The sequence below is a fragment of the Micromonospora sp. NPDC093277 genome, assembly GCF_044765245.1.
Lineage (GTDB): Bacteria > Actinomycetota > Actinomycetes > Mycobacteriales > Micromonosporaceae > Micromonospora.
Genome location: NZ_JBIWJO010000005.1, coordinates 138641 through 157352 on the forward strand (window position 1 = coordinate 138641; position 18712 = coordinate 157352).

13 protein-coding genes, 1 pseudogene and 1 CRISPR repeat array are annotated in these 18712 nt (G+C 70.8%); of the genes and pseudogenes, 4 read left to right on the forward strand and 10 right to left on the reverse strand.

The features are described from left to right. The first annotated feature begins 97 nt into the window (after nucleotides 1-97). The 3 genes and pseudogenes from ACIRG9_RS13130 to ACIRG9_RS13140 form a co-directional block, all read left to right on the forward strand. Nucleotides 98-889, forward strand: coding sequence for a GntR family transcriptional regulator (locus tag ACIRG9_RS13130; protein WP_402854516.1), 792 nt, complete (start codon nucleotides 98-100; stop codon nucleotides 887-889). Next, nucleotides 886-1440 (forward strand): GCN5 family acetyltransferase, encoded by a 555-nt coding sequence (locus ACIRG9_RS13135; protein WP_402854518.1) that lies wholly within the window; start codon nucleotides 886-888, stop codon nucleotides 1438-1440. Before ACIRG9_RS13130 ends, ACIRG9_RS13135 begins: the two co-directional genes overlap by 4 nt. Nucleotides 1441-1518: 78 nt before the next feature. Next, nucleotides 1519-4603: a CRISPR direct-repeat array (repeat unit 28 nt; unit sequence GGATCACCCCCGCGTGCGCGGGGAGCAG). A 255-nt stretch (nucleotides 4604-4858) separates the two neighbouring features. Beyond that, a pseudogene (locus tag ACIRG9_RS13140) lies at nucleotides 4859-5044 on the forward strand (helix-turn-helix domain-containing protein); the annotation flags it as partial. Nucleotides 5045-5326: 282 nt separating this feature from the next. On the opposite strand, the gene cas2e reads toward ACIRG9_RS13140, so the two are convergent. From cas2e to ACIRG9_RS13185, 9 genes are read right to left on the reverse strand one after another with little or no spacing between them, the layout of a single operon-like run. Continuing rightward, nucleotides 5327-5737, reverse strand: a complete 411-nt coding sequence (gene cas2e / locus ACIRG9_RS13145) for a type I-E CRISPR-associated endoribonuclease Cas2e (RefSeq protein ID WP_402854520.1) — start codon at nucleotides 5735-5737, stop codon at nucleotides 5327-5329. Continuing rightward, complete coding sequence (gene cas1e / locus ACIRG9_RS13150) at nucleotides 5737-6705, reverse strand: type I-E CRISPR-associated endonuclease Cas1e (RefSeq protein WP_402854522.1); 969 nt, start codon at nucleotides 6703-6705, stop codon at nucleotides 5737-5739. The genes cas2e and cas1e overlap by 1 nt, the downstream gene beginning before the upstream one ends. Further along, nucleotides 6702-7379 carry a type I-E CRISPR-associated protein Cas6/Cse3/CasE gene (gene cas6e / locus ACIRG9_RS13155; RefSeq protein ID WP_402854524.1) on the reverse strand — a complete coding sequence of 226 codons (678 nt, stop codon included), beginning with the start codon at nucleotides 7377-7379 and terminating at the stop codon, nucleotides 6702-6704. The genes cas1e and cas6e overlap by 4 nt, the downstream gene beginning before the upstream one ends. Before the next feature lie 2 nt (nucleotides 7380-7381). Then, nucleotides 7382-8083, reverse strand: a complete 702-nt coding sequence (cas5e, locus tag ACIRG9_RS13160; protein ID WP_402854526.1) for a type I-E CRISPR-associated protein Cas5/CasD — start codon at nucleotides 8081-8083, stop codon at nucleotides 7382-7384. Beyond that, nucleotides 8080-9204 (reverse strand): type I-E CRISPR-associated protein Cas7/Cse4/CasC, encoded by a 1125-nt coding sequence (cas7e, locus tag ACIRG9_RS13165; protein ID WP_402854528.1) that lies wholly within the window; start codon nucleotides 9202-9204, stop codon nucleotides 8080-8082. The genes cas5e and cas7e overlap by 4 nt, the downstream gene beginning before the upstream one ends. Beyond that, nucleotides 9201-9872 (reverse strand): type I-E CRISPR-associated protein Cse2/CasB, encoded by a 672-nt coding sequence (gene casB / locus ACIRG9_RS13170; protein ID WP_402854530.1) that lies wholly within the window; start codon nucleotides 9870-9872, stop codon nucleotides 9201-9203. Before casB ends, cas7e begins: the two co-directional genes overlap by 4 nt. Further along, the gene (gene casA, locus ACIRG9_RS13175; RefSeq protein ID WP_402854532.1) at nucleotides 9869-11530 is read right to left on the reverse strand and encodes a type I-E CRISPR-associated protein Cse1/CasA; all 1662 of its coding nucleotides are present in this window, start codon (nucleotides 11528-11530) and stop codon (nucleotides 9869-9871) included. The genes casB and casA overlap by 4 nt, the downstream gene beginning before the upstream one ends. 32 nt (nucleotides 11531-11562) lie before the next feature. Next, nucleotides 11563-14406, reverse strand: coding sequence for a CRISPR-associated helicase Cas3' (cas3, locus tag ACIRG9_RS13180; RefSeq protein ID WP_402854533.1), 2844 nt, complete (start codon nucleotides 14404-14406; stop codon nucleotides 11563-11565). Continuing rightward, the gene (locus tag ACIRG9_RS13185; RefSeq protein WP_402854535.1) at nucleotides 14403-16505 is read right to left on the reverse strand and encodes a UvrD-helicase domain-containing protein; all 2103 of its coding nucleotides are present in this window, start codon (nucleotides 16503-16505) and stop codon (nucleotides 14403-14405) included. The genes cas3 and ACIRG9_RS13185 overlap by 4 nt, the downstream gene beginning before the upstream one ends. A gap of 256 nt (nucleotides 16506-16761) precedes the next feature. Here ACIRG9_RS13185 and ACIRG9_RS13190 point away from each other — a divergent pair, with 256 nt between their 5' ends. Then, nucleotides 16762-18054 (forward strand): protein kinase, encoded by a 1293-nt coding sequence (locus ACIRG9_RS13190; protein WP_402854537.1) that lies wholly within the window; start codon nucleotides 16762-16764, stop codon nucleotides 18052-18054. On the opposite strand, the gene ACIRG9_RS13195 is transcribed toward ACIRG9_RS13190, so the two are convergent. Beyond that, nucleotides 17999-18694, reverse strand: coding sequence for a hypothetical protein (locus ACIRG9_RS13195; RefSeq protein WP_402854539.1), 696 nt, complete (start codon nucleotides 18692-18694; stop codon nucleotides 17999-18001). The genes ACIRG9_RS13190 and ACIRG9_RS13195 overlap by 56 nt on opposite strands. Nucleotides 18695-18712: the final 18 nt, after the last annotated feature.

Here is an 18712-nt window from a genome sequence, read left to right on the forward strand (position 1 = left end):
GGGTAACGTTGGATTCATACCAACCATTGCAGTGCGTCAGGCCACAGTCAAGGCCAAGGGCTAGATTGGTTGGTACGACATCAGGGAGGGTGGGGCTGTGCCGCCGCTGTACCAGAAGATCGCCGACGAACTTCGCGAGAAGATCCGCAAGGGCGAGCTACGCGCCGGCGACCGGCTGCCGACCGAGCCCCAGTTGATGGACCAGTACCAGGTGTCACGCAACACCATCCGGCTCGCAACTGGCCTGCTGGTCAACGAGGGCCTGGTGGAATCGGTGCCCGGACGGTCCGGTGGCATGCTCGTCCGTGACCGGCTCACCCTGACCTTCCACGCCTCCCGCGCGGAGTTCCCCACCGGCCCCTACGCCGAGACGGACGCCTGGCGCAGCGAGGTCGCCGACCAGGGCCACGAGGCATCGCAGGAGTTCGAGCTTCGGATCGAGGCGTTGCCGGCCGAGCTGGCGCAGCGGCTCGGGGTGGAGGTCGACTCCCACGCCGCTGTCCGCCGATGCATCCGTTTCGTCAACGGGCAGGCGTCCTCTGTGCAGGACACCTACTACCCGATGGACTTGTGTCAGCAGGTCACCGAGCTGCTCTCGCCTCGCGACATCCCGCAGGGCACCACCCGCCTGTTGGCCGCGCGCGGCTACGAGCAGGTGGCATACGAGGACGAAATTCTGGCCCGGATGCCGAACCCGGCCGAGGCACAGTTGCTCGACTTGCCGCCGGGCACTCCGGTGCTGCTGTACATCCGGACCGGGTTCACCAACGAGCGGGCGGTGCGGGTGTCCGTGACCTCGTTCGCTGGCGACCGTAACCGGCTGGCCTACACGCTCGGCGACTCGGCCGTGATCGGAAGGTTCCACGACCGGGAGGAGGAGCCGCAGTGATCATCAGCCCTGCGACCCTGGCAGACGTCGAGGTCATCATGAGCTGGCGGCGCGAGCGGGCCGCCTGGCTCGCCGCACGAGGCGAAGAGCAGTGGTCGATCCCACTGCCTCGGTCGGCGGTGGCTGCCACTGTGCAGGCCGGCCAGACCTGGATGGTGTGGGACGGGTCGGACCCGATCGCCACGATCACCTTGACCGCATATGTGGACGTCGACTCGTTGTGGAAGCCGGACAGAGACCCCGAGGCCCTGTGGTACCCGGAAGACGATCCGGCCGACGCGCTGTACGCCGCCAAGATGATGATCCCGCTTCGGTACGCCGGCGCCGGGCTCGGTGGGGAGATGCTCGACTGGGCCGGCGGCCGGGCGTACCAGGCCGGCCTGACCTGGTTACGGCTGGACGCGTGGACCACGAACCCGCGGTTGCACGCCTACTACCGAGGCCAACGTTTCCGGCACGTCCGGACGGTGGAGAGCCGAGTATCCGGTGCCTGCTTCCAGCGGGCCGCACAGCCGTACGAGGACGGGCGGTTGAAGACCGAGATGATCTGACCGGCGGGCGCGTGGATTTCTACGCAGCACACCGGCGACCTGGCAGAGGTCGGGTGTCCGTAGCAGTCGGTTGGTGGTGCGGGGGATCAACCCGCGTGCGCGGGGAGCAGGCCCGCCCGGACTTGTAGTGGAGTGGTCCCACACAATGGGATCATCCCCGCGTACGCGGGGCGCAGGACAACGCCTCCCAAGACCGCACTGTCCCAGGCGGGATCACCCCCGCGTGGGCGGAGAGCAGGGCGCGACGGTGAGCAGGATTTTGTACGCCGTGGGATCACCCCCGCGTGCGCGGGGAGCAGGAGGCTGCGGAGAAGCCGTCGGCTCAGAACGCGGGATCACCCCCGCGTGCGCGGGGAGCAGGTCGCCGCCGTCGCCCTAACCGCAAAGAGCGAGGGATCACCCCCGCGCGGGGAGCAGACCCGCGTCTACGCAGACGGCGGGGAACTGCCGGGACACCTCCGCGTGCGCGGGGAGCAGGCCACGCCGGGCGGCACGTACGTCCGGTGGCAGGGATCACCCCCGCGTGCGCGGGGAGCAGGCAAGGCGGGCGTATTCCCAACCCTCGATGATGGGATCACCCCCGCGTGCGCGGGGAGCAGGCACCGACACGCAGGAACACGTACACCACACGCGGATCACCCCCGCGTGCGCGGGGAGCAGGTTCCCCACCGCGGCGCCGCGGTGCCGGTCGCGGGATCACCCCCGCGTGCGCGGGGAGCAGGTGTGGAAGGTCAAGTGGGAGCGGGACTACGCGGGATCACCCCCGCGTGCGCGGGGAGCAGTCCGGGAAATCGGCCTCACCCTGGAGACGCGACGGATCACCCCCGCGTGCGCGGGGAGCAGGTTGGCGATGGCCCACGCAACGCGATGCGTGAGGGATCACCCCCGCGTGCGCGGGGAGCAGCGGTGCGGGCGGTGGCCCGCCACGGGTGACGGGGGATCACCCCCGCGTGCGCGGGGAGCAGACCGGCATATCCGGGTAGCGCTCCTTCATGAGGGGATCACCCCCGCGTGCGCGGGGAGCAGGCCGCCGTGCACCTCGTGCCCGTCTGGGTCGACGGATCACCCCCGCGTGCGCGGGGAGCAGATGCAGCGCCTTCAGCCGTCGGCGCTCGGCCCGGGATCACCCCCGCGTGCGCGGGGAGCAGGCGACTAACCGTCAACCACCCAGGGGCATCAAGGGATCACCCCCGCGTGCGCGGGGAGCAGGACGCCCTGATCGACCTCGCGATCCTGCCGCCGGGATCACCCCCGCGCGCGCGGGGAGCAGATGCCGTGGACGGCCGATTGGACGCCGGCCCAGGGATCACCCGCGCGTGCGCGGGGAGCAGGCTCCGCCGCGCACCGTCGTCCAGCGGATCTGGGGATCACCCCCGCGTGCGCGGGGAGCAGTTCTCGCTGCTGATCGCGCTTCAGTACGCGTCGGGATCACCCCCGCGTGCGCGGGGAGCAGCCGGCATGACCGAACGTCAGCCGGATCCGCTCGGGATCACCCCCGCGTGCGCGGGGAGCAGGACGGGTTCGAGTTCGAGCACGGCGGCAAGACGGGATCACCCCCGCGTGCGCGGGGAGCAGTTCCCCCACCTCGGCGGGATCCTCGTCGACACGGGATCACCCCCGCGTGCGCGGGGAGCAGACCGACCGCCGGTACCGCCCCGAGACGCGAGAGGGATCACCCCCGCGTGCGCGGGGAGCAGCACGGCACGAGGTCGCCGATCAGGACGTGCGCGGGATCACCCCCGCGTGCGCGGGGAGCAGGGCGACGCGGGCGGGGGTGGCGTCGCCTCGGTGGGATCACCCCCGCGTGTGCGGGGAGCAGGGCCTGACATGGCCACCACCGAACTGATCAACGGGATCACCCCCGCGTGCGCGGGGAGCAGACGAAGCCGTGCTCGTCGATGACGGCCAGGTGGGGATCACCCCCGCGTGCGCGGGGAGCAGCTGTCCCGTCGTCGGCGAGTTTCGGAAGACGCCGGATCACCCCCGCGTGCGCGGGGAGCAGATGATCGGCGTGTCCTTGGCCTTGTCGAGCATGGGATCACCCCCGCGTGCGCGGGGAGCAGGAGCTGCCCGAGCTCGGCGACGACTTCTCCGACGGATCACCCCCGCGTGCGCGGGGAGCAGGTCGCCGATCGGATCAGTCGGGAGCGCGGCAAGGGATCACCCCCGCGTGCGCGGGGAGCAGGTGATCTTAAGGGTAAGAGCTTGACCGTTCAGGGGATCACCCCCGCGTGCGCGGGGAGCAGCCGGTGGCCAGCCGGCACGGACTGCCCGCTCAGGGATCACCCCCGCGTGCGCGGGGAGCAGAGCGTGACACCGCTGGTCGCGTACGCCGTGCCGGGATCACCCCCGCGTGCGCGGGGAGCAGCTGGGACGTCGCGGTGACCGCACCCGAGGTCGGGGATCACCCCCGCGTGCGCGGGGAGCAGACCATCGAGGCGGTACCGGACTTGTCGAGCCGCGGATCACCCCCGCGTGCGCGGGGAGCAGACTCTGACTCAGCGGCCCAGTCATCTCCCGCTAAGGATCACCCCCGCGTGCGCGGGGAGCAGCCGGTGGCTGCGGCGCCGGCCAGCTGCGCCACCGGATCACCCCCGCGTGCGCGGGGAGCAGGGACTGCCAGACGGACACGTTGGCCGTATAGAAGGGATCACCCCCGCGTGCGCGGGGAGCAGTTGCTGCCGAGCATGGTTGCTCCGTCGACCCAAGGATCACCCCCGCGTGCGCGGGGAGCAGCGGATGTCTGCCCAGCCGCACGGCGACGTTGCGGGATCACCCCCGCGTGCGCGGGGAGCAGCCGGAGTGGGGTGCCCGTCGCGTGCACCCCCCGGGATCACCCCCGCGTGCGCGGGGAGCAGGCGTTCGAGGGCAGCATTCGTGACGGTCAGAAGGGATCACCCCCGCGTGCGCGGGGAGCAGCCGCCGAGTGCATCAAACATCGGCCCAACCAAAGGATCACCCCCGCGTGCGCGGGGAGCAGGCAGGACACCGACCCCGGCAGCGTCTCGCTGCGGGATCACCCCCGCGTGCGCGGGGAGCAGTTGACCCGTGCGCGGGGCAGGTCCGTGGCCGGGGGATCACCCCCGCGTGCGCGGGGAGCAGTCAAGCCTGCTGATCTCGATGCAGCGCAAGCCGGGATCACCCCCGCGTGCGCGGGGAGCAGACTTCTTGACCTGCGGCTCTAAAGATCAAGTACGTCGTTTTCCTTCACTTCGCCTCGCAAGATCGTCTTACCTGGCCTCTGCAACAAGAAGGGGACGGTCGCGTGACCGGCTTCAGGATAGAGGGAGCGTACCGGGTGCCCAGTCGGACGGATCGAGTCCGATCGACTGCCAGCGACGCTCCCCGTCTGTCGTCGACGTGTGAAAACTGACCCCTGGCGGCGGGTGAATGTTGACCCCTCCGAATGATCAGGAGGGTGTTGAGCGTGGAGGACTGGGCGGAGATCCGCCGGCTGCACCGGTCGGAGCAGATGCCGATCAAGGCGATCGCTCGCCGGTTGGGTATCTCGAAGAACACGGTCCGTCGGGCGTTGGCGGCGTCCGAGCCGCCGAAGCACATGCGTAAACCTGCGGGCTCGGTCGTGGACGCAGTCGAGCCTCGGCCGGCCAGTACCGCCAGCCGACAAGCACGACCACCGATAGAACCGAACCAGCAGGGGGTCAGCTTTCGACCGTCGCTAGGGGGTCACTTTTCGGCCGTCGTTGACACCGTCAAAGAGAGTTCTCCACGATGGAACCGATCGCGGGGCCGCCCCGCCGACGTGGGCGGAGTCCCCACCAGCCGGATCCTCTCTTGCGGTGCCGCCCACCCGTGATCGCACTGCTCGCCCGCATCCTGAACCGCCCCCGCCGGGATGCGAGTTGTCCGAACACCTGCGCCACGGTCAGCCGTCGCGTTCTCCATCGCTTTGTCCGGGGCTCACCGCCGGTGCGGCGTTGCCCCCTGGGGTCCGGCGTCCGAACCTGCGGCGCTTCGATGCCTTGCTCCAGCCTCGGGGCAACGCCGGGTTGTAGGTCCTGCGCTCGGTCGGTCGGCAGATCAGGGTGATGCCGTCGAAGTCCACCGGCTGCCAGTGGTGGTCGTGCACCTGGAAGCACAGTCGCTGCTCGCCCGGCTGCTGATAGACGAGCAGCGCCCGGCCGGCCCCGGCCATCTCGACGACCTTGGCCCAGAGTCGCTGCCGGATGCGGCTGTTCACGTGACCGACGTACACCCCGGCGGAGATCTCCAACAGCCACTGCGTCAGGTGACCCCGCAGTCCTTCGGGGCAGGCGGTCAGGATGATGACGGTCATCAGAAATCTACGTCCGGGGCATAGTTGCGTCCGCTGGCAAGCTCGTAGCCGCCTTCGTCCCACAGGCGCACGGTGTCGCCTTCCGCCTCGCCGTCGAGCCACTGCTCGTCTATCGGCCCGGTGGGAGCGGGATCGAGCAGCAGGCTCCGGATGTCGCGTACGCATCGGTCGAGGAGTGCCCCGTCGTGGATCCGGTCCCGGACGGCGCGGCGCGTGTCCGGGCCGATGTCGGTGGATCCACTGGCCGCGACGTCGAAGGCGACCGGGATGGTGATGTCGGCCTTGTAGAGGTCGGCGATGTCGTAGACGAAAGATCGGTCATGGCCGGTGTGGACGAAGCCGAGCCCGGGTGAGGCGCCGACCGCGACGATGACGGCGTGCACGACGCCGTACAGGCAGGCGTGTGCGGCGGACAGGGCCTGGTTGACGGGGTCGCTGCCGCTGAAGTCGTCCGGGTTGTACTCGCGGTTGTTCCATGCCACGCCGGTGCGACGGGAGTGTTCGCGGTAGCAGCGGCGTACTCGTGCTCCTTCCTTGCCGCGCAGTTGCTGCATGGTGAGTCCGGTGGTGTCCTCGCCCGGGAAGCGCATCCGGTACATCGCTCGTGCCACCTGCAGGCGTCGGTCGCGCTGCGAGACCGCAATGGCCTGGGCGACGAGCAGCCGGCTGGATCGGGCCAGCGGGCGCCCGTGTGCGTAGTAGCGAACGCCGTGCTCGCCGACCCAGATTGCGGTGGCGCCGTTGTCGGCGAGGAGCATCATCGCCTGTTGGGTGATGCTGGTGCCGGGTCCGAGCATGAGGACACCGAGGGTGGCGGCGGGGATGTGGACGACACCTTTGTCGTCGGTGGCGGTGATCGCGTTGCTGTCGCGGTGGATGACGCAGCGTTCGCGGTAGATGAAGCTGAGCCGGTCCTGGGCGCGGTTGAGGTCTGCCAGTTCCGCCGGCGGGACACCGGGGATCTTCATGGGGCGGCCTGGGCGGGGGCGAGGGTGAGCAGGCCGCAGCCGTACGCCTTGGCGTGCCCGATTCCACCGGTCAGCGCCCGGCGGAAGGCGTCGGCGTCGGTGATCCGGAGGATGCCGTCGAACGTCGCCGTCGTGAGGGTGACGGCGCCCATGCCCCGTTTGAAGGTCTGGGTCTGGCGGCGGTGCAGTCGCAGGTTGGGGCGGCCGTCGTGCTGGCTTGTCAGGGTGAAGCCGTGCCGGTCGGCGCGGGCGAGCAGCCAGGCGATCTGCTCGTGTTCGCGCAGGTAGCCGAAGCGCTGGGTCTCCTTGGCCTCGGCGTTCTTGCGCCCACTGTGGGTCGGATTGGCGGTGAGCCGGAACGCCCACTCCTGGTCGGAGCGCAGCGAGCCGATCAGTCCGTCGTAGTCCCGGGTCACCCAGACTTCGTCGCTGGTGGGCCAGCCGGCCTGCTCGACCAGGTGGGCGAGGTCGGGTCGGCCCGGGCTGACGATGTAGAGGTGGACGGTCGCGGTGGCCGGGGTGTCGAGCCGCCAGAGCGTACGGGAGCCGGCGCGCTCGTAGTCCTCGGCGGCGGCGAAGCCGGCGCGGACCGCGGCGTGCATGGCGTGCGGGGAGGAGAGCAGTTTCCGCGCGTTGCGGCGGGCCGGGTTGATCTGGAATCGGGTCAGGAACATGCTCAGCCTCCCAGCAGGCTCAGCGGGTCGTGCTCGGCGACACCGGCCCGCTCCGCGAGGTCGTTGGCGACGTCGACGTGCCGGCGCAGCACCGACCGCCAGGTGTGCTGCCGATGGGCGGGGTCGAAGCTGACCGGCTCGTCGGGCACGGTCTCGGTGACCGGATCGCCGGGGCGGGCGTCGCGGATGATTTCCAGCCGGATGGTGCGGGCGGCCTTCTTGCGGTACCAGTCGGCGGCGAGCCAGGGCCACTGCGTCAGCGCGTCGTCGAGGGTTCCGTCGTGCACGCCGAGGCTGATCGGCCCGGCCGGTGGGCAGGAGCGACGCCCGAGGTAGAGGGGGAAGCGGGGGCGGTCCAGTGCGTCCGCCAGGCCGCACAGCAGCTCCCGTTCACCGCTGACGGCGGCGAGGAAGGACGCGTCCGACAGGTAGAAGCGGTAGGTCAACGGTGCGCTCTGGCGGCCGTCGAGGCTTCGGGCGGTCTGGAAGTCCCGAAGGATCTGCCCGGGCTGGTCCAGTCGTACCCCGAACTCCAGGCCGAGCAGTTCGGTAAGCGGTTCGGTGCGCCGGAGGCCCTTGGCGGCGGCCAGCAGACCGATCACTCCGCTCTTGGTAGGCGCGATCTCGGTGCCGCGACGGGCGAAGCGGCTGGACGAGCCCCATGATTGCAGCGGGCCCGCCAGCCGCAGCAGCAGCACGCTCATGCGGGTTGTCCGAGTGCCACGGCGACCTGCTCGCCCACCCCGGTGACGAGTTCGCTGAAGCTGACCGCCTTGCCGAGGTCGGCCAGCACCGCGGTCTTCTCCCCGACCTGGGTGACCCAGCTGGCGACCGGCCGCTCGCCGTAGGCGTTCTCGACCGCCACGGTGTGCCGTGCCAGTTCGGCCGCGGCCAGTTCGAGCCGCCCGGCGGCGTGCGTCTCCCGGACGGGCGTCTCGTAGGCCCCGACCAGGTTGATCGGCTGGGTGTCGCGCAGCCGCACCAGCACGGCGTCGGGCAGCGTGCGGTGGGCGAACGTGTTCTGCTTGCCGGTCGGCATGCTGCGGGCGAACGCGGTCAGGAACGCTTCGACGGCGGCTCGGGTCGCGTCGGCGTCGCCGAGGGTACGGTGCAGCGCGTCGACGTCGACGGTGGCGTACCGGTACAGCGTGGAGGAGTTGAACTCGATGGTGCCGATCATGCCGGCGCCGGTCTCGGCGGCGTCGGCCTTGCGGTCGTCGACGGCGGTGAAGTAGTCGAACTCGTTGTCGACGGCGTGGACGCTGATGGCGTGGGACACCTGGCATGCGGCGTCGACGTTGATGTCGGTCATGTCGGCCACCATCCGGCCGAACATCGCAATGTCGACCGAGTGCTCGGTGTCGACCAGCGCCTTGAAGCGGGCCTTGTCGAGGGTGGCGCCGGCGCGTGCCGCCTCCAGCGCGGCGGCGGCGAGATTGTCCAGCTGCCGGTGGCTCAGGAACAGCAGGTAGCCGGACTCGACGTCCTTCGCCTCGGTCTTCTTCTTCTCGGCCTTGGCGAGGCCGCCGGCCACGAAGACGTCGGTGGCCAGCGCGGACGCGGCCTCGTCGGTGATGCTCGCGTCGAGTGCCTTGATCCGGGCCGCGAGCGACTCGCCGACGCGTTTGGTCCGCTCGCCGAGCTGGGAGTCGTCGAGCAGGTCGGCGAAGGCCAGCCGGATCGCCCGCTTCCAGGCCTGGCTGGAGACCCGTGCGCGTCGCACCCCGCCGTAGACGGCGGTCTTCGGGGAGCCGGTGTCGTCGCGGTTGAGGTTGCTCGGCGGCACGGTCTGCAGCGCGTAGACGTCGATGATGGTGCGGCTCATGATGGCTGCTCCTCGGCAGAGTGGGTGGGGGCGTCAACGTCGGTGCTGGGCCGGCTGCGGAAGAACTCCCGGCCCCAGATGGCCTGGACCTTGGCCGGCCCGTCCGGTCTGCGAAGGGTCCGCAGGTCGTCGGCGAGCAGGCCGTAGTCGAGTGGGATCTGGTGTTCGCGCAGCATCGTGATCAGGCTGCGCAGGTGGTAGGTGCTCTCGTGGTAGGTGCTGGCGGTGCCGAGGGCGGCGAACCGGCGGCGCACCCCGTCCGGGCTGGAGGACTTGCGGACGAGGTCGGACAGGGCCTGCCCCAGCCCGCGTCCGTCCGCGTGCATCCGCTCCCGGCGCGACTGCTGGTGCAGCGCGTACAGGGTTACCGCGTCGTGCACGGCGTGTTCGGCGTCCGTCGCCTCGGTGTCGTCGGCTGGCCGGTGGCCGAGCAGGTGCTCCGGCACCTGTAGGTACCGTTCCAGCAGGAAATCGAAGCCTGGCGTTCGGCCGATGCCGCGCCGCAGCCGGGCCAGCGCGCTGACGGCTTCGGGTTGGGGCACGGTGCTCAACACCCGTGCCTGCAGGCTGCCGACCGTCCGCGCGACGTGCTCGCCGAGGTCGGCGCGGCGCCGGACCCAGGCCTTCCGGGCCGGGCCGGCCGGCTGGTCGACTTCCACCGCGGTCATACCTTCTCCTCCTGCCTCTGGTGCGGAGACTGGGTCGTCATGGGCAGTGCCCTGGCCAGGCCGTCGCGGAACCACGCCTCGGCCTGGGAGCTGGAGTAGTGGATGTCCCGGCCGGCGCGGTCCTTGCCCATGCGGCCGACCCAGGTGGTCGGGCCGGCGGCGGCGACCAGGTCGAACCCGAGCCGCTCGACGGCCCGGCGGACCAGCCGCTGCCAGGTCGCACGCTCGGCCGCCGGGTCGCTGTCCGGGCCGAGTCGGGCCAGCCAGTCACGGAAGGCGCGGTCCAGCCGGGCGTACGCGGATTCGGCCGCCCGGTCAGCCTCGCCGATGTCGGTGTCGCGGCTGCCGGCGGCGCGGGCCAGGTTGTCGGCGAGCCGGCGCAGCACCGTCACCGCCGCCTCGGCGTCGCCGGCGGCGTCGACGGCGGTGGCCCGCAGCGCGGAGTCTTCGACCAGCAGCAGCACGTTCATGGTCAGCGCGTCGCTGAACACCTCGTCCACGACCGACTGCTGGGTGCCGTAGGTGACGCTGGTGGCACGCGTGCGGGCCTGGAAGTCCGATCCGACGACTCCGGTGACCGTCAGCCGGGCGAGCCGCTGCACCACCATCGGCGACAACCGCTTCGGCGGCTCGGCGCCGGACGGCGGCGGCGCCGGCAGCAGGGTCTGCAACCCTCGCCACAGGGCCCGGCTGTGGTCGTGCGGCCGGGGCAGGTAGATCGGGGTCCGCTTCTGTTCGCGTTCGCGTGGGCCGCTGCGTCCCCAGACGCTCATCGGCTCCAGCAGGTGCCGGTCCTGCCATTCGAGCCGGTCACCGTTGGAGATCATCGCGCCGGTGATGCCGGCGGCATCACCGAAGAGGCGAATCCGCCGGGACTGCCAGGTGTAGAGGCTGAGCAGACCGTACGGGCCACGGGTGACGTCGGCCTCTTCGGCGGACGTCTGCGGGTCACGCTCCCACACCGGCAGGTCCCGTTCGTCGGCCACCTGCCAGCCCGGTGCGATCGGCACCAGGTTGAGCAGCAGGGTCTCCAGCAGGGTCGCGCCCTCAAGGTGTACTCCGCCCAGGGAGCCGAGCGATGCCACGCCGATGGGATAGCCCCGCCCGCCCTTGACCCGCGTGTCTCCGACCGCCCCCGTCTTGATGCCGGAGGGGTCGTATGCCTGGCAGTGCACCAACCAGCGGGCAGCCTCGGCCGGCGTGATCGAGTCCATGCCTGGCCCGGCACGGGTCGTCAGGAAGGGCAGGCCGCTCGGCACGTCGGCGATGAGACGCTCCAGCCCGTACGTGTTGCTCTTCGCCGCATGCAGGTCGGCGACCTGATAGAACGGGTGCATCGGGTGCAGCAGGTCGAACCGGTCGCGGAAGGCGCCAAGGTAGTCCGCGATGTCCGCGACCGGCAGTGCCCGGTCCCGCCACAGTGCCTGCCAGGCGGCCTCGCCGGCCGGGCCGCCGGTGGCTCGGTGCAGGATCGCCAGCGCCAGCCGCAGGATCGCGAAGGTCTGCGTGGGCAGTTCGCAGGCGATCATGCGTACGTCGCCGGCCTGCTCGAAGAGGCCGAGCAGCGACACGTCGCGGCGCTGGCCCGTGGCGTCCAGCACCGGGATCCAGGCCTCGTCGACCAGCGAGAACTCAGCTGGGTGTGGTGAGCCGGTCATCGGCATCACCTCCTTGTTCGGGTCGATGTGGTTCAGGTGGTGGCGCGGGTGACCCGCAGCCCTTCGTCGGGGTGGTAATGCAGGTCGAAGCCGGCCACCGTTGCGTTTCCGTCCGCGTCGATGTCGAGTACGAGCTCACCGGCGAGCCAGGGGTTGTCCTGCCAGGCGCTGACGTCGGTGCGCTGCTCCAGTTCGTCGATGACCTGGTCGATCACGTCGGCGGCGGTCATCGCACGTGGCAGCGGGAGGGTGCAGCGTGCGATCAGCCGGGGCAGTGGCCGGCGCGGAACGCTGCTGGTCGCGACCGGTACGCCGCCGCCGTCGATCCACGGTGGCAGGATCAGGCCGTCCGGTGTGCGTACCAGCAGCAGGACCTCAAGGGATTCGGCGTCGGTGTCGCGGACGTGACCCTGCGCCGCGCGGTCGTCGGCGTTACCGACGCCGCCGGTGAGCCAGCCGATCAGCGGTACGCCGGGTTCGGCGACGCTGGCCAGGCGGAAGCCGTCGGCCTTCAACTCCTTGGTGGTGATCTCGTCTCGCTGTTTCGCCTCCGCCTCGGTCATTGCCGGCTGCCAGGAGGGCGGGCCGACGGCGGCGTCGGCGTAGGCGGTCTGGGTGAGCGGGGCGATGTCGGCGGGGAGCCGCAGCGGTGCGCCGTCCAGGTGTGGCAGCAGCACCGCGGCGCTGCGGAGCAGCGTGGCCGGCTGGTAGACGCGGCGTGAGCCGGTGACCGGTTGCGGCGGTTCGGTTGTCCAGTCGGCGCCGCTGATCCAGCAGGTGGGGGTCGCGAGCCGGGCGGGGCGGTCGGTGCGGGGATGGCGGTGCAGCCGGCCGATGCGTTGCAGGACGAGGTCGACCGGGGCCAGGTCGGTGACGAGCAGGTCGAAGTCGATGTCGAGGGATTGTTCGGCGACCTGGCTGGCCACCACGACGTGCCGGTGGGGTCGGGTGCCGTTGCCGGGTGGTCCGAACGTGTCGCGCAGCCAGCGGTCCTTCGCGGCGCGGTCGATGGCCATGAATCGGGAGTGCGCCACCGACACGGGGGTGTCCGGTCCGAGCGTCGCGCGTAGCGCGGCTGCGGTTTCCTGGACCCGTGTCACGGTGTTGCGGATCACGAGTGCGCAGCCGCCGCCGGCCAGTTGGTCGCGCAGCAGGTCGGTCAGTGCGGGCAGGTCGTCGGCCAGGCGCCGCAGGGTCACCTCGATGCCGCGTCCGGAGTCGGCGCAGCTGGTGGCGGTGGCGCCGCGTTCGGTGGTGGAGGCCGTGATCAGTGGGTATCGCAGGTCGGTGCGGAGCGGGGCGTACGGGTCGACGCGCGGTTTGCCGCGGTCGCGCCAGGTGAGCGGGGGCAGTGGGCCGAGGCGGCCGGCGTCGTAGGCCTGCATCAGCTCGGCCCGTCGGTGTGCTGGCAGGGTGGCGGAGAGCACGACGACCGGTACGCCGTAGGCGCCGAGCCACTCCAGTGCCCGGTCGAGGAAGCGGCCCATGTAGACGTCGTAGGCGTGCGCCTCGTCGATGACGACGATCTTGCCGGCGAGGCCGAGGTGGCGCAGTACCAGGTGTTTGCTGCGCAGCGCCGCGAACAGCAATTGGTCGATGGCGCCGACGACGAAGCTGGACAGCAGTGTCCGTTTGGGTCCGGCGAGCCAGGTGTGTACGCCGATGTCGGTGCCACCGGCGTCCTCGGCGATGCCGCTGGGCAGCGAGGTGGTGCGCAGCTGGTCGTACTCGGGGTTGAGTGCTGCTTTGCCGTGCGCCAGGCGGACGTCGCGGTCGCCTCGGCCGACCTGCGTGTCGGGCAGTCGGCGTAGCCAGGACAGCATTCGGCCGAACATGGCGTCGCTGGTGGCTCGGGTGGGCAGGGCCAGGTAGCAGCCGGATGCCCCGGTGCGGCGGGCCAGGATCTCCACCGCCGCCAGGGCGGCTTCGGTCTTGCCCTCCCCCATCGTCGCCTCGACGATCATCATGCCGGGCACGGGCATGGCTTCGGCCAGCTCGGCGACCGTGCGTTGCACGGGTCGTGGCGCCGCGCCGGCGGGCAGCGTGAACCGCGTGCCGAACAGCTCGTCCACGCTCTGCGGCGGTGCGGCGGGCCGCCAGGGGGCGGGCAGGTCCAGCAGGTTCCAGCCGGCCTGGAGTCGGTGCGTGTCGGGGCTGTCCAGGAGATAGGGGAAGAAGTCCTCGTTGCTGGCGATCCAGTCGGCGGCGATCACGAGGCCGGTGAGGATGGCCTGTGCGGGCTGTGACAGCGGAACGTCGCCCCAGTCGACGAGCCGCTCCCCTGCCCCGGACCGCTCTGTCATCCAGGTGAGCAGTTCCTGCTGTACCTGCCGCCAGGCCGGGTCGCCGAGCAGATGCGGGCGCACCTGCGCGTCGCGGAGGCCTTCGTCGGTCGGTGGGACACCATGGTGGCCGCCGACGATGACCGCGTACGGGTGCGGGTCGATCCAGTTCTGTTCCTGCAGCCAGTCCGCCAGCACGAGGTGTCCGGCGGTGGCGTGGGGGGCGTACCTGCGGTCGGCGCGGATCAGGTCCCGGTGGTAGGTGAGCCCGTGGTCGCGCATCCGCTCCGCCAGGGCGTACGCCTGGCAGGCGAAGGCGGGCGTGGCCTTGCCGATGTCGTGGACGCCGGCGATCCAGACGGCGAGGGTTCGGGCGTCGGCGTCGCCGCCGGGCAGTTCGTCGGCGACGCGGCGGCGAGCCGCGTCGCCCAGCCAGTGGTCCCACAGCTGTCCGGCGACGTCGGCGGTGTCGGCGAGGTGCCGCCACAGCGGCAGCCACCCGACCGGGGAGGTGCCCCTGCGGTCGGTCTTGCCCCAGACGGAGCGTGCCGCGTCGCCCAGTTTGGGACCGCCGACAGTATTTCGGCCGTTCATCGGCTCACCGGCAGGAGCGGGCTGGGTGTGCCGGTGTGCGAGAGGTAGAGCACGTCGCGGGCGCGGGTCAGGGCGACGAACAGCAGGCAGCGCTCGCGCTGCAGGTCCTGCCCGTGGGCATGCGGATCTTCCGCCGCCGAGGTGACCGCGTTCGGTGCCGGCAGCACGCCCGCGTCCAGCCCGACGACGGCAAGGCACTGGAATTCCAGCCCCTTCATGCGGTGCATGGTGTCGACGCGCACCCCGTCGATGCCTCGTTTGTCGTCGGCGACGGGAATGTGGGCGTCGCTCAGAATTCTGCTGATGGTCCTGACCAGCTGCCCGGTGCGGACGGCCACGCCGACGGCGTGGGGTTCCACGCCTTGGTCCAGCCAGGTCCCGACCCGCTTGATCAACGCTTCCCACTCGCCGTCGCGGCTGCCGTGCGCGGCAAGCTCGGGTACGCCGCCGCGGGTGATCGAGCGGTAGCCGCGCAGCGTGTCGTCCTGTCCGTCGAGGCCGGTGGCGGTGTCGCCGGCCAGGACCTTGACCGACAGATCGAGGATTTCGTGGGTGGTCCGGTAGTTGACGGTGAGCCTGCGGGTTCGGCCGCGGACCTCGATGCCGAGCTGGGCCAGCGACACGTGACTGTCGTAGATGCGCTGGTACGGGTCGGCGAGCAGGAACATGTCGTTCGGGCCGGGCGCGACGAGTGCCCGCAGCAGACGCCACTGTGCCGGGTGCAGGTCCTGCCCTTCGTCGACGACGACGTGCCGGTACGGGGCTGGTGAGCGGCGTGCGACGGTGGCCGCGTCGTCGGCGAGTTGGGTGTGGGTGCGCAGGCGCTGCTTCGTCAGCTCGCGCACCACGGTGTCGATCGAGGTCCACACCTGTTCACGTTGCGCCCTGCGCAGCCCCGCGCCGCGGCCCTTTCGCGGGGCGTCGCGGTAGGCGTCCAGGGTGGTCAGCTGTTGGGCCAGCACCACCTGCTCCCACTCGTGCTTGAGGAAGGCGGCGCTGGCCGTGGTGATCTGGCCGGCGCGGTTCAGATAGGTGGGTCCGGCCTTCGCGGCGGCTTCCCACAGCTGGTCGATGGTCCCGCTCTCGGCGACTCGTATTCTTGCGCCGTCCCGGGCGACGATCTCGTAGGCCAGCTTGTCGACGCTGATCACGTCGATGCGTGCCCGCACGCTCGGGTCGGTGGTGAGCCGGTACAGCTGGTTGCCGAGGGCGTCGGCGAGCGCGCGGGTGAACGTGGTCAGCAGGACTTTCTCGCCGTCCGGCAGCCGCTCGGCGAGGAACACCGCCCGGTGCAGTCCGGTTACCGTCTTTCCGGTTCCGGCGCTGCCGGTCACCAGCGCGGGGCCGCTGTAGGTCTCGCGGTAGGCGACGTCGCGTTGCGTGGGGTGCAGGAAGGTGCGCCACACGTCGAACGGGTGGGCGAGGATGGCGGCGAGCTCCACCGGGCCGGAGACGAAGTGGATCCGTTCGGGCGTGCGGCGTGCCGCGGTGAGGAGGTCGTCGGCGTCCACGCCCGACACGGCCCGGTCCGCCATCTCCGCCCAGACCTCCTCGACGGGCAGCCCGCTGGCCAGGCCGTTCAGGACGTCGAGCTGGGCCTCCGGCAGGCGCCCGGCGAGGCTGTCCAGCTGCTGGTCCGTGGCTATGACGCGCAACAGCGGCAGCAGGTCCGCGTCCACGCCGAGCCGGAGGAGGTCGGCGTTGGAGACGTGGTCGAAGAGGCGGCCGGTGGACGGGTTCGACGGGCCGGTACGGGCGAGTTCCTCGATGCCCGCCTGGTCGCGCATCTCCAACACGCCAAGTGCCTGGTTGACGGTGAACCGGCGGCTCACCGCGAAGGCGATGGCGTCGTCGTGTGGCAGGACGTCGAGCAGCGCGTATTTCTCTGCTCCGAGTGAGAGCACGACGCCGCGGTAGAACTGGTCGATCCGGATGGTGCGGATGTTCGGATCTCGCGCCCCGGTCAGCTTCTCCAGGTGCAGGCCCGCGTGGGTGTGCTCGGCGAACTTGCTGATGGCGGCGTCTACGGCGCGCTGGACCCGGCGCTGCAGCCTGGCGTAGGCGGAAAGGAATTCCCGGCCGATGGCCAACTCAGCCATACCGTCCCTCGTCAGTGGGTGCCTGGCGGAGCCAGGGCGTGGAAGGTGAACTGTCGCGATGCGGACAGAGTTGAGCGCGTACGTCGCGCAGCATGGGCTTGGGCGCTGGTGAAGCGGGCGCGCGGATGGCCCACATTCAAGCATGTTGTGAACTGCGCTTGCAAGGCTTTATTTGTGATCATCGCTCACCGATTTGGACACTCCTGATCGGCGGGCGTGCCGCGCGGTGACCCGGTCGGTCGTTATGCTGAACCCCGTGGTGCCCGGTACGAGCCTCAAAGACCGATACAAGCTGGGCCGATTCCCGTTGGCGCACAAGGGAATGGGTGAGGTGTGGCCCGCGCAGGACACCCTGCTCGATCGCCCCGTCATCGTGAAGTTCGTCAACGCCGCCATGTCCGACCTGGACCTGTTGCGACGGTTCCGCCGTGAGGCCCTGCTGACCGCTCGGCTCACTCACCCTGGCGTGCCCGCGGTCTTCGACCTCGGCGAGCAAGCCGGCCAGCCCTACCTGGTCCTTGAGAAGATCGACGGAATCACGCTCACGCACCTGGCCGCCGAGCAGGGTCCACTCCCGATCGGGTGGGTGGCCGCCATCGGGGCACAGGTCAGCAGCGTCCTGCACGCGGCGATGCGGATCGGCCTGGTGCACCGGGACATCAAGCCGAGCAACGTCATGCTGGACACGAGCGGCGCCGTGAAGGTCCTCGACTTCGGCTTGGCCGTCGTTCACGGCGACGATCGCTACTCCCGGATCACCCAGACCGGGCAGAGCCTTGGCACGGTGGGCTACATGGCGCCCGAACAGATCCTCGGCGAGCGCGCCGACCACCGTACCGACCTGTACGGGCTGGGGGCCACGCTGTTCGACCTGCTCACCGGCCGCCCGCCGTTCGACGGCGTGACCACCACCACCACGCTGCGGCACCAGCTGAGTGATCCCCCGCCGCGACCTGCCCAGCTGCGGCCGGAGATCCCCACCGTGCTCGACGACCTGGTGCACGCGCTGCTGGCACTCGACCCCCGGGACCGGCCGGCCAGCGCCGCCGACGTGTACGAGGTCCTGGCACCGCTCTCCCACGACCTGCCGCCGATCCCCGGCGTGCTTACCGACACCGCCCCAGCAGTGCGGTACTACGCCGCGATCGTGGGACGGGTCCCCCAGCAGACCCGCCCCACGGCGACGGCTACCACCGAACAATCCGAAATCGACGTCGAGCAGACCGCGAAGGAGGCGGATCAGCTGCACGCCGCCGGCGAGTTCCGAGCCGCCGCACGACAGTGGCGGCAACTCGCCGACCATCACGCCCGGCAGCACGGCGACGACGATCCCCTGGTGTTCGCCCTCCGGCTGCGCGCCGCGCGCGCCCACGTGGCGCTCGGCGAGCACGAGCGGGCGGAGCGACAATTGCAGAACCTGCTGCAGGACCGTGTCCGGGTCGACGGACCGGAACATCCAGCGGTGCTGGACCTGCGAGAAGAGATCGCGCGACTCAGCGCGGAGCGGCGAACGTCCCCCTCTCGATGCGGACCAGGCGCGGATCGCTGAACGACCGGGGCAGCAACGCCGCCTTCTGCGCGGGAAAGCGATCACCCCCGTAGCGGAAGATCAGGGCACAGTTCTGCCCGCGCGTCTCGGTCGTCAGGGCCCGCCTGGCCAACGGCGAGTACATCGTGCTGTGCTTCAACCAGGCCGCCTCCTCACCGTGCCGGTCGAAGCCGCGGCCACTCGCCGCGTGCCCGAACACGTCGTGGACCGCACGGAACATGTCGTTCTCCCCGTCGCTGAGGTATGGATGCGGGTTGGCACTGGCCGCGCTGGACCACACCTTCAGCTGACGCCGCCGCACGTCGTCGACCATCGACTCAACATCGGCGTACGGATCCTCATCCACGATCCGCACCGTCACGCCCAGGCCACCGAACTCCACCCGACCGATCAGGAAGTGGTACTGCCGCGCCGTCTCCCGGCAGAACGCGGCGTACGCGGCGTAGGCCCGTTGGTCGCGGACCGGCGCCGCCATGTACGCGGCTGCGATGGCGGCACCGACGGCGGGGTCAAGGCGCACTCGTGCGTACGCCTGCGGGGTGGTGTTCGCGGAGCGCGGTGCGTACCGCCGGGCACCGTGAAAGGCGTACGCGACCGGCGGAAAGTACGGAGACGGGGCGGCCGGCGCGGGTACGAACAAGGGTGTTCATGGTCCTCC

What these genes read in the sequence shown, in the direction of transcription:
- cas2e (WP_402854520.1), bottom strand. Translation starts at nt 5,737, where the DNA reads ATGACCGTCATCATCCTGACCGCCTGCCCCGAAGGACTGCGGGGTCAC.
- cas1e (WP_402854522.1), bottom strand. Translation starts at nt 6,705, where the DNA reads ATGAAGATCCCCGGTGTCCCGCCGGCGGAACTGGCAGACCTCAACCGC.
- cas6e (WP_402854524.1), bottom strand. Translation starts at nt 7,379, where the DNA reads ATGTTCCTGACCCGATTCCAGATCAACCCGGCCCGCCGCAACGCGCGG.
- cas5e (WP_402854526.1), bottom strand. Translation starts at nt 8,083, where the DNA reads ATGAGCGTGCTGCTGCTGCGGCTGGCGGGCCCGCTGCAATCATGGGGC.
- cas7e (WP_402854528.1), bottom strand. Translation starts at nt 9,204, where the DNA reads ATGAGCCGCACCATCATCGACGTCTACGCGCTGCAGACCGTGCCGCCG.
- casB (WP_402854530.1), bottom strand. Translation starts at nt 9,872, where the DNA reads ATGACCGCGGTGGAAGTCGACCAGCCGGCCGGCCCGGCCCGGAAGGCC.
- casA (WP_402854532.1), bottom strand. Translation starts at nt 11,530, where the DNA reads ATGACCGGCTCACCACACCCAGCTGAGTTCTCGCTGGTCGACGAGGCC.
- cas3 (WP_402854533.1), bottom strand. Translation starts at nt 14,406, where the DNA reads ATGAACGGCCGAAATACTGTCGGCGGTCCCAAACTGGGCGACGCGGCA.
- ACIRG9_RS13185 (WP_402854535.1), bottom strand. Translation starts at nt 16,505, where the DNA reads ATGGCTGAGTTGGCCATCGGCCGGGAATTCCTTTCCGCCTACGCCAGG.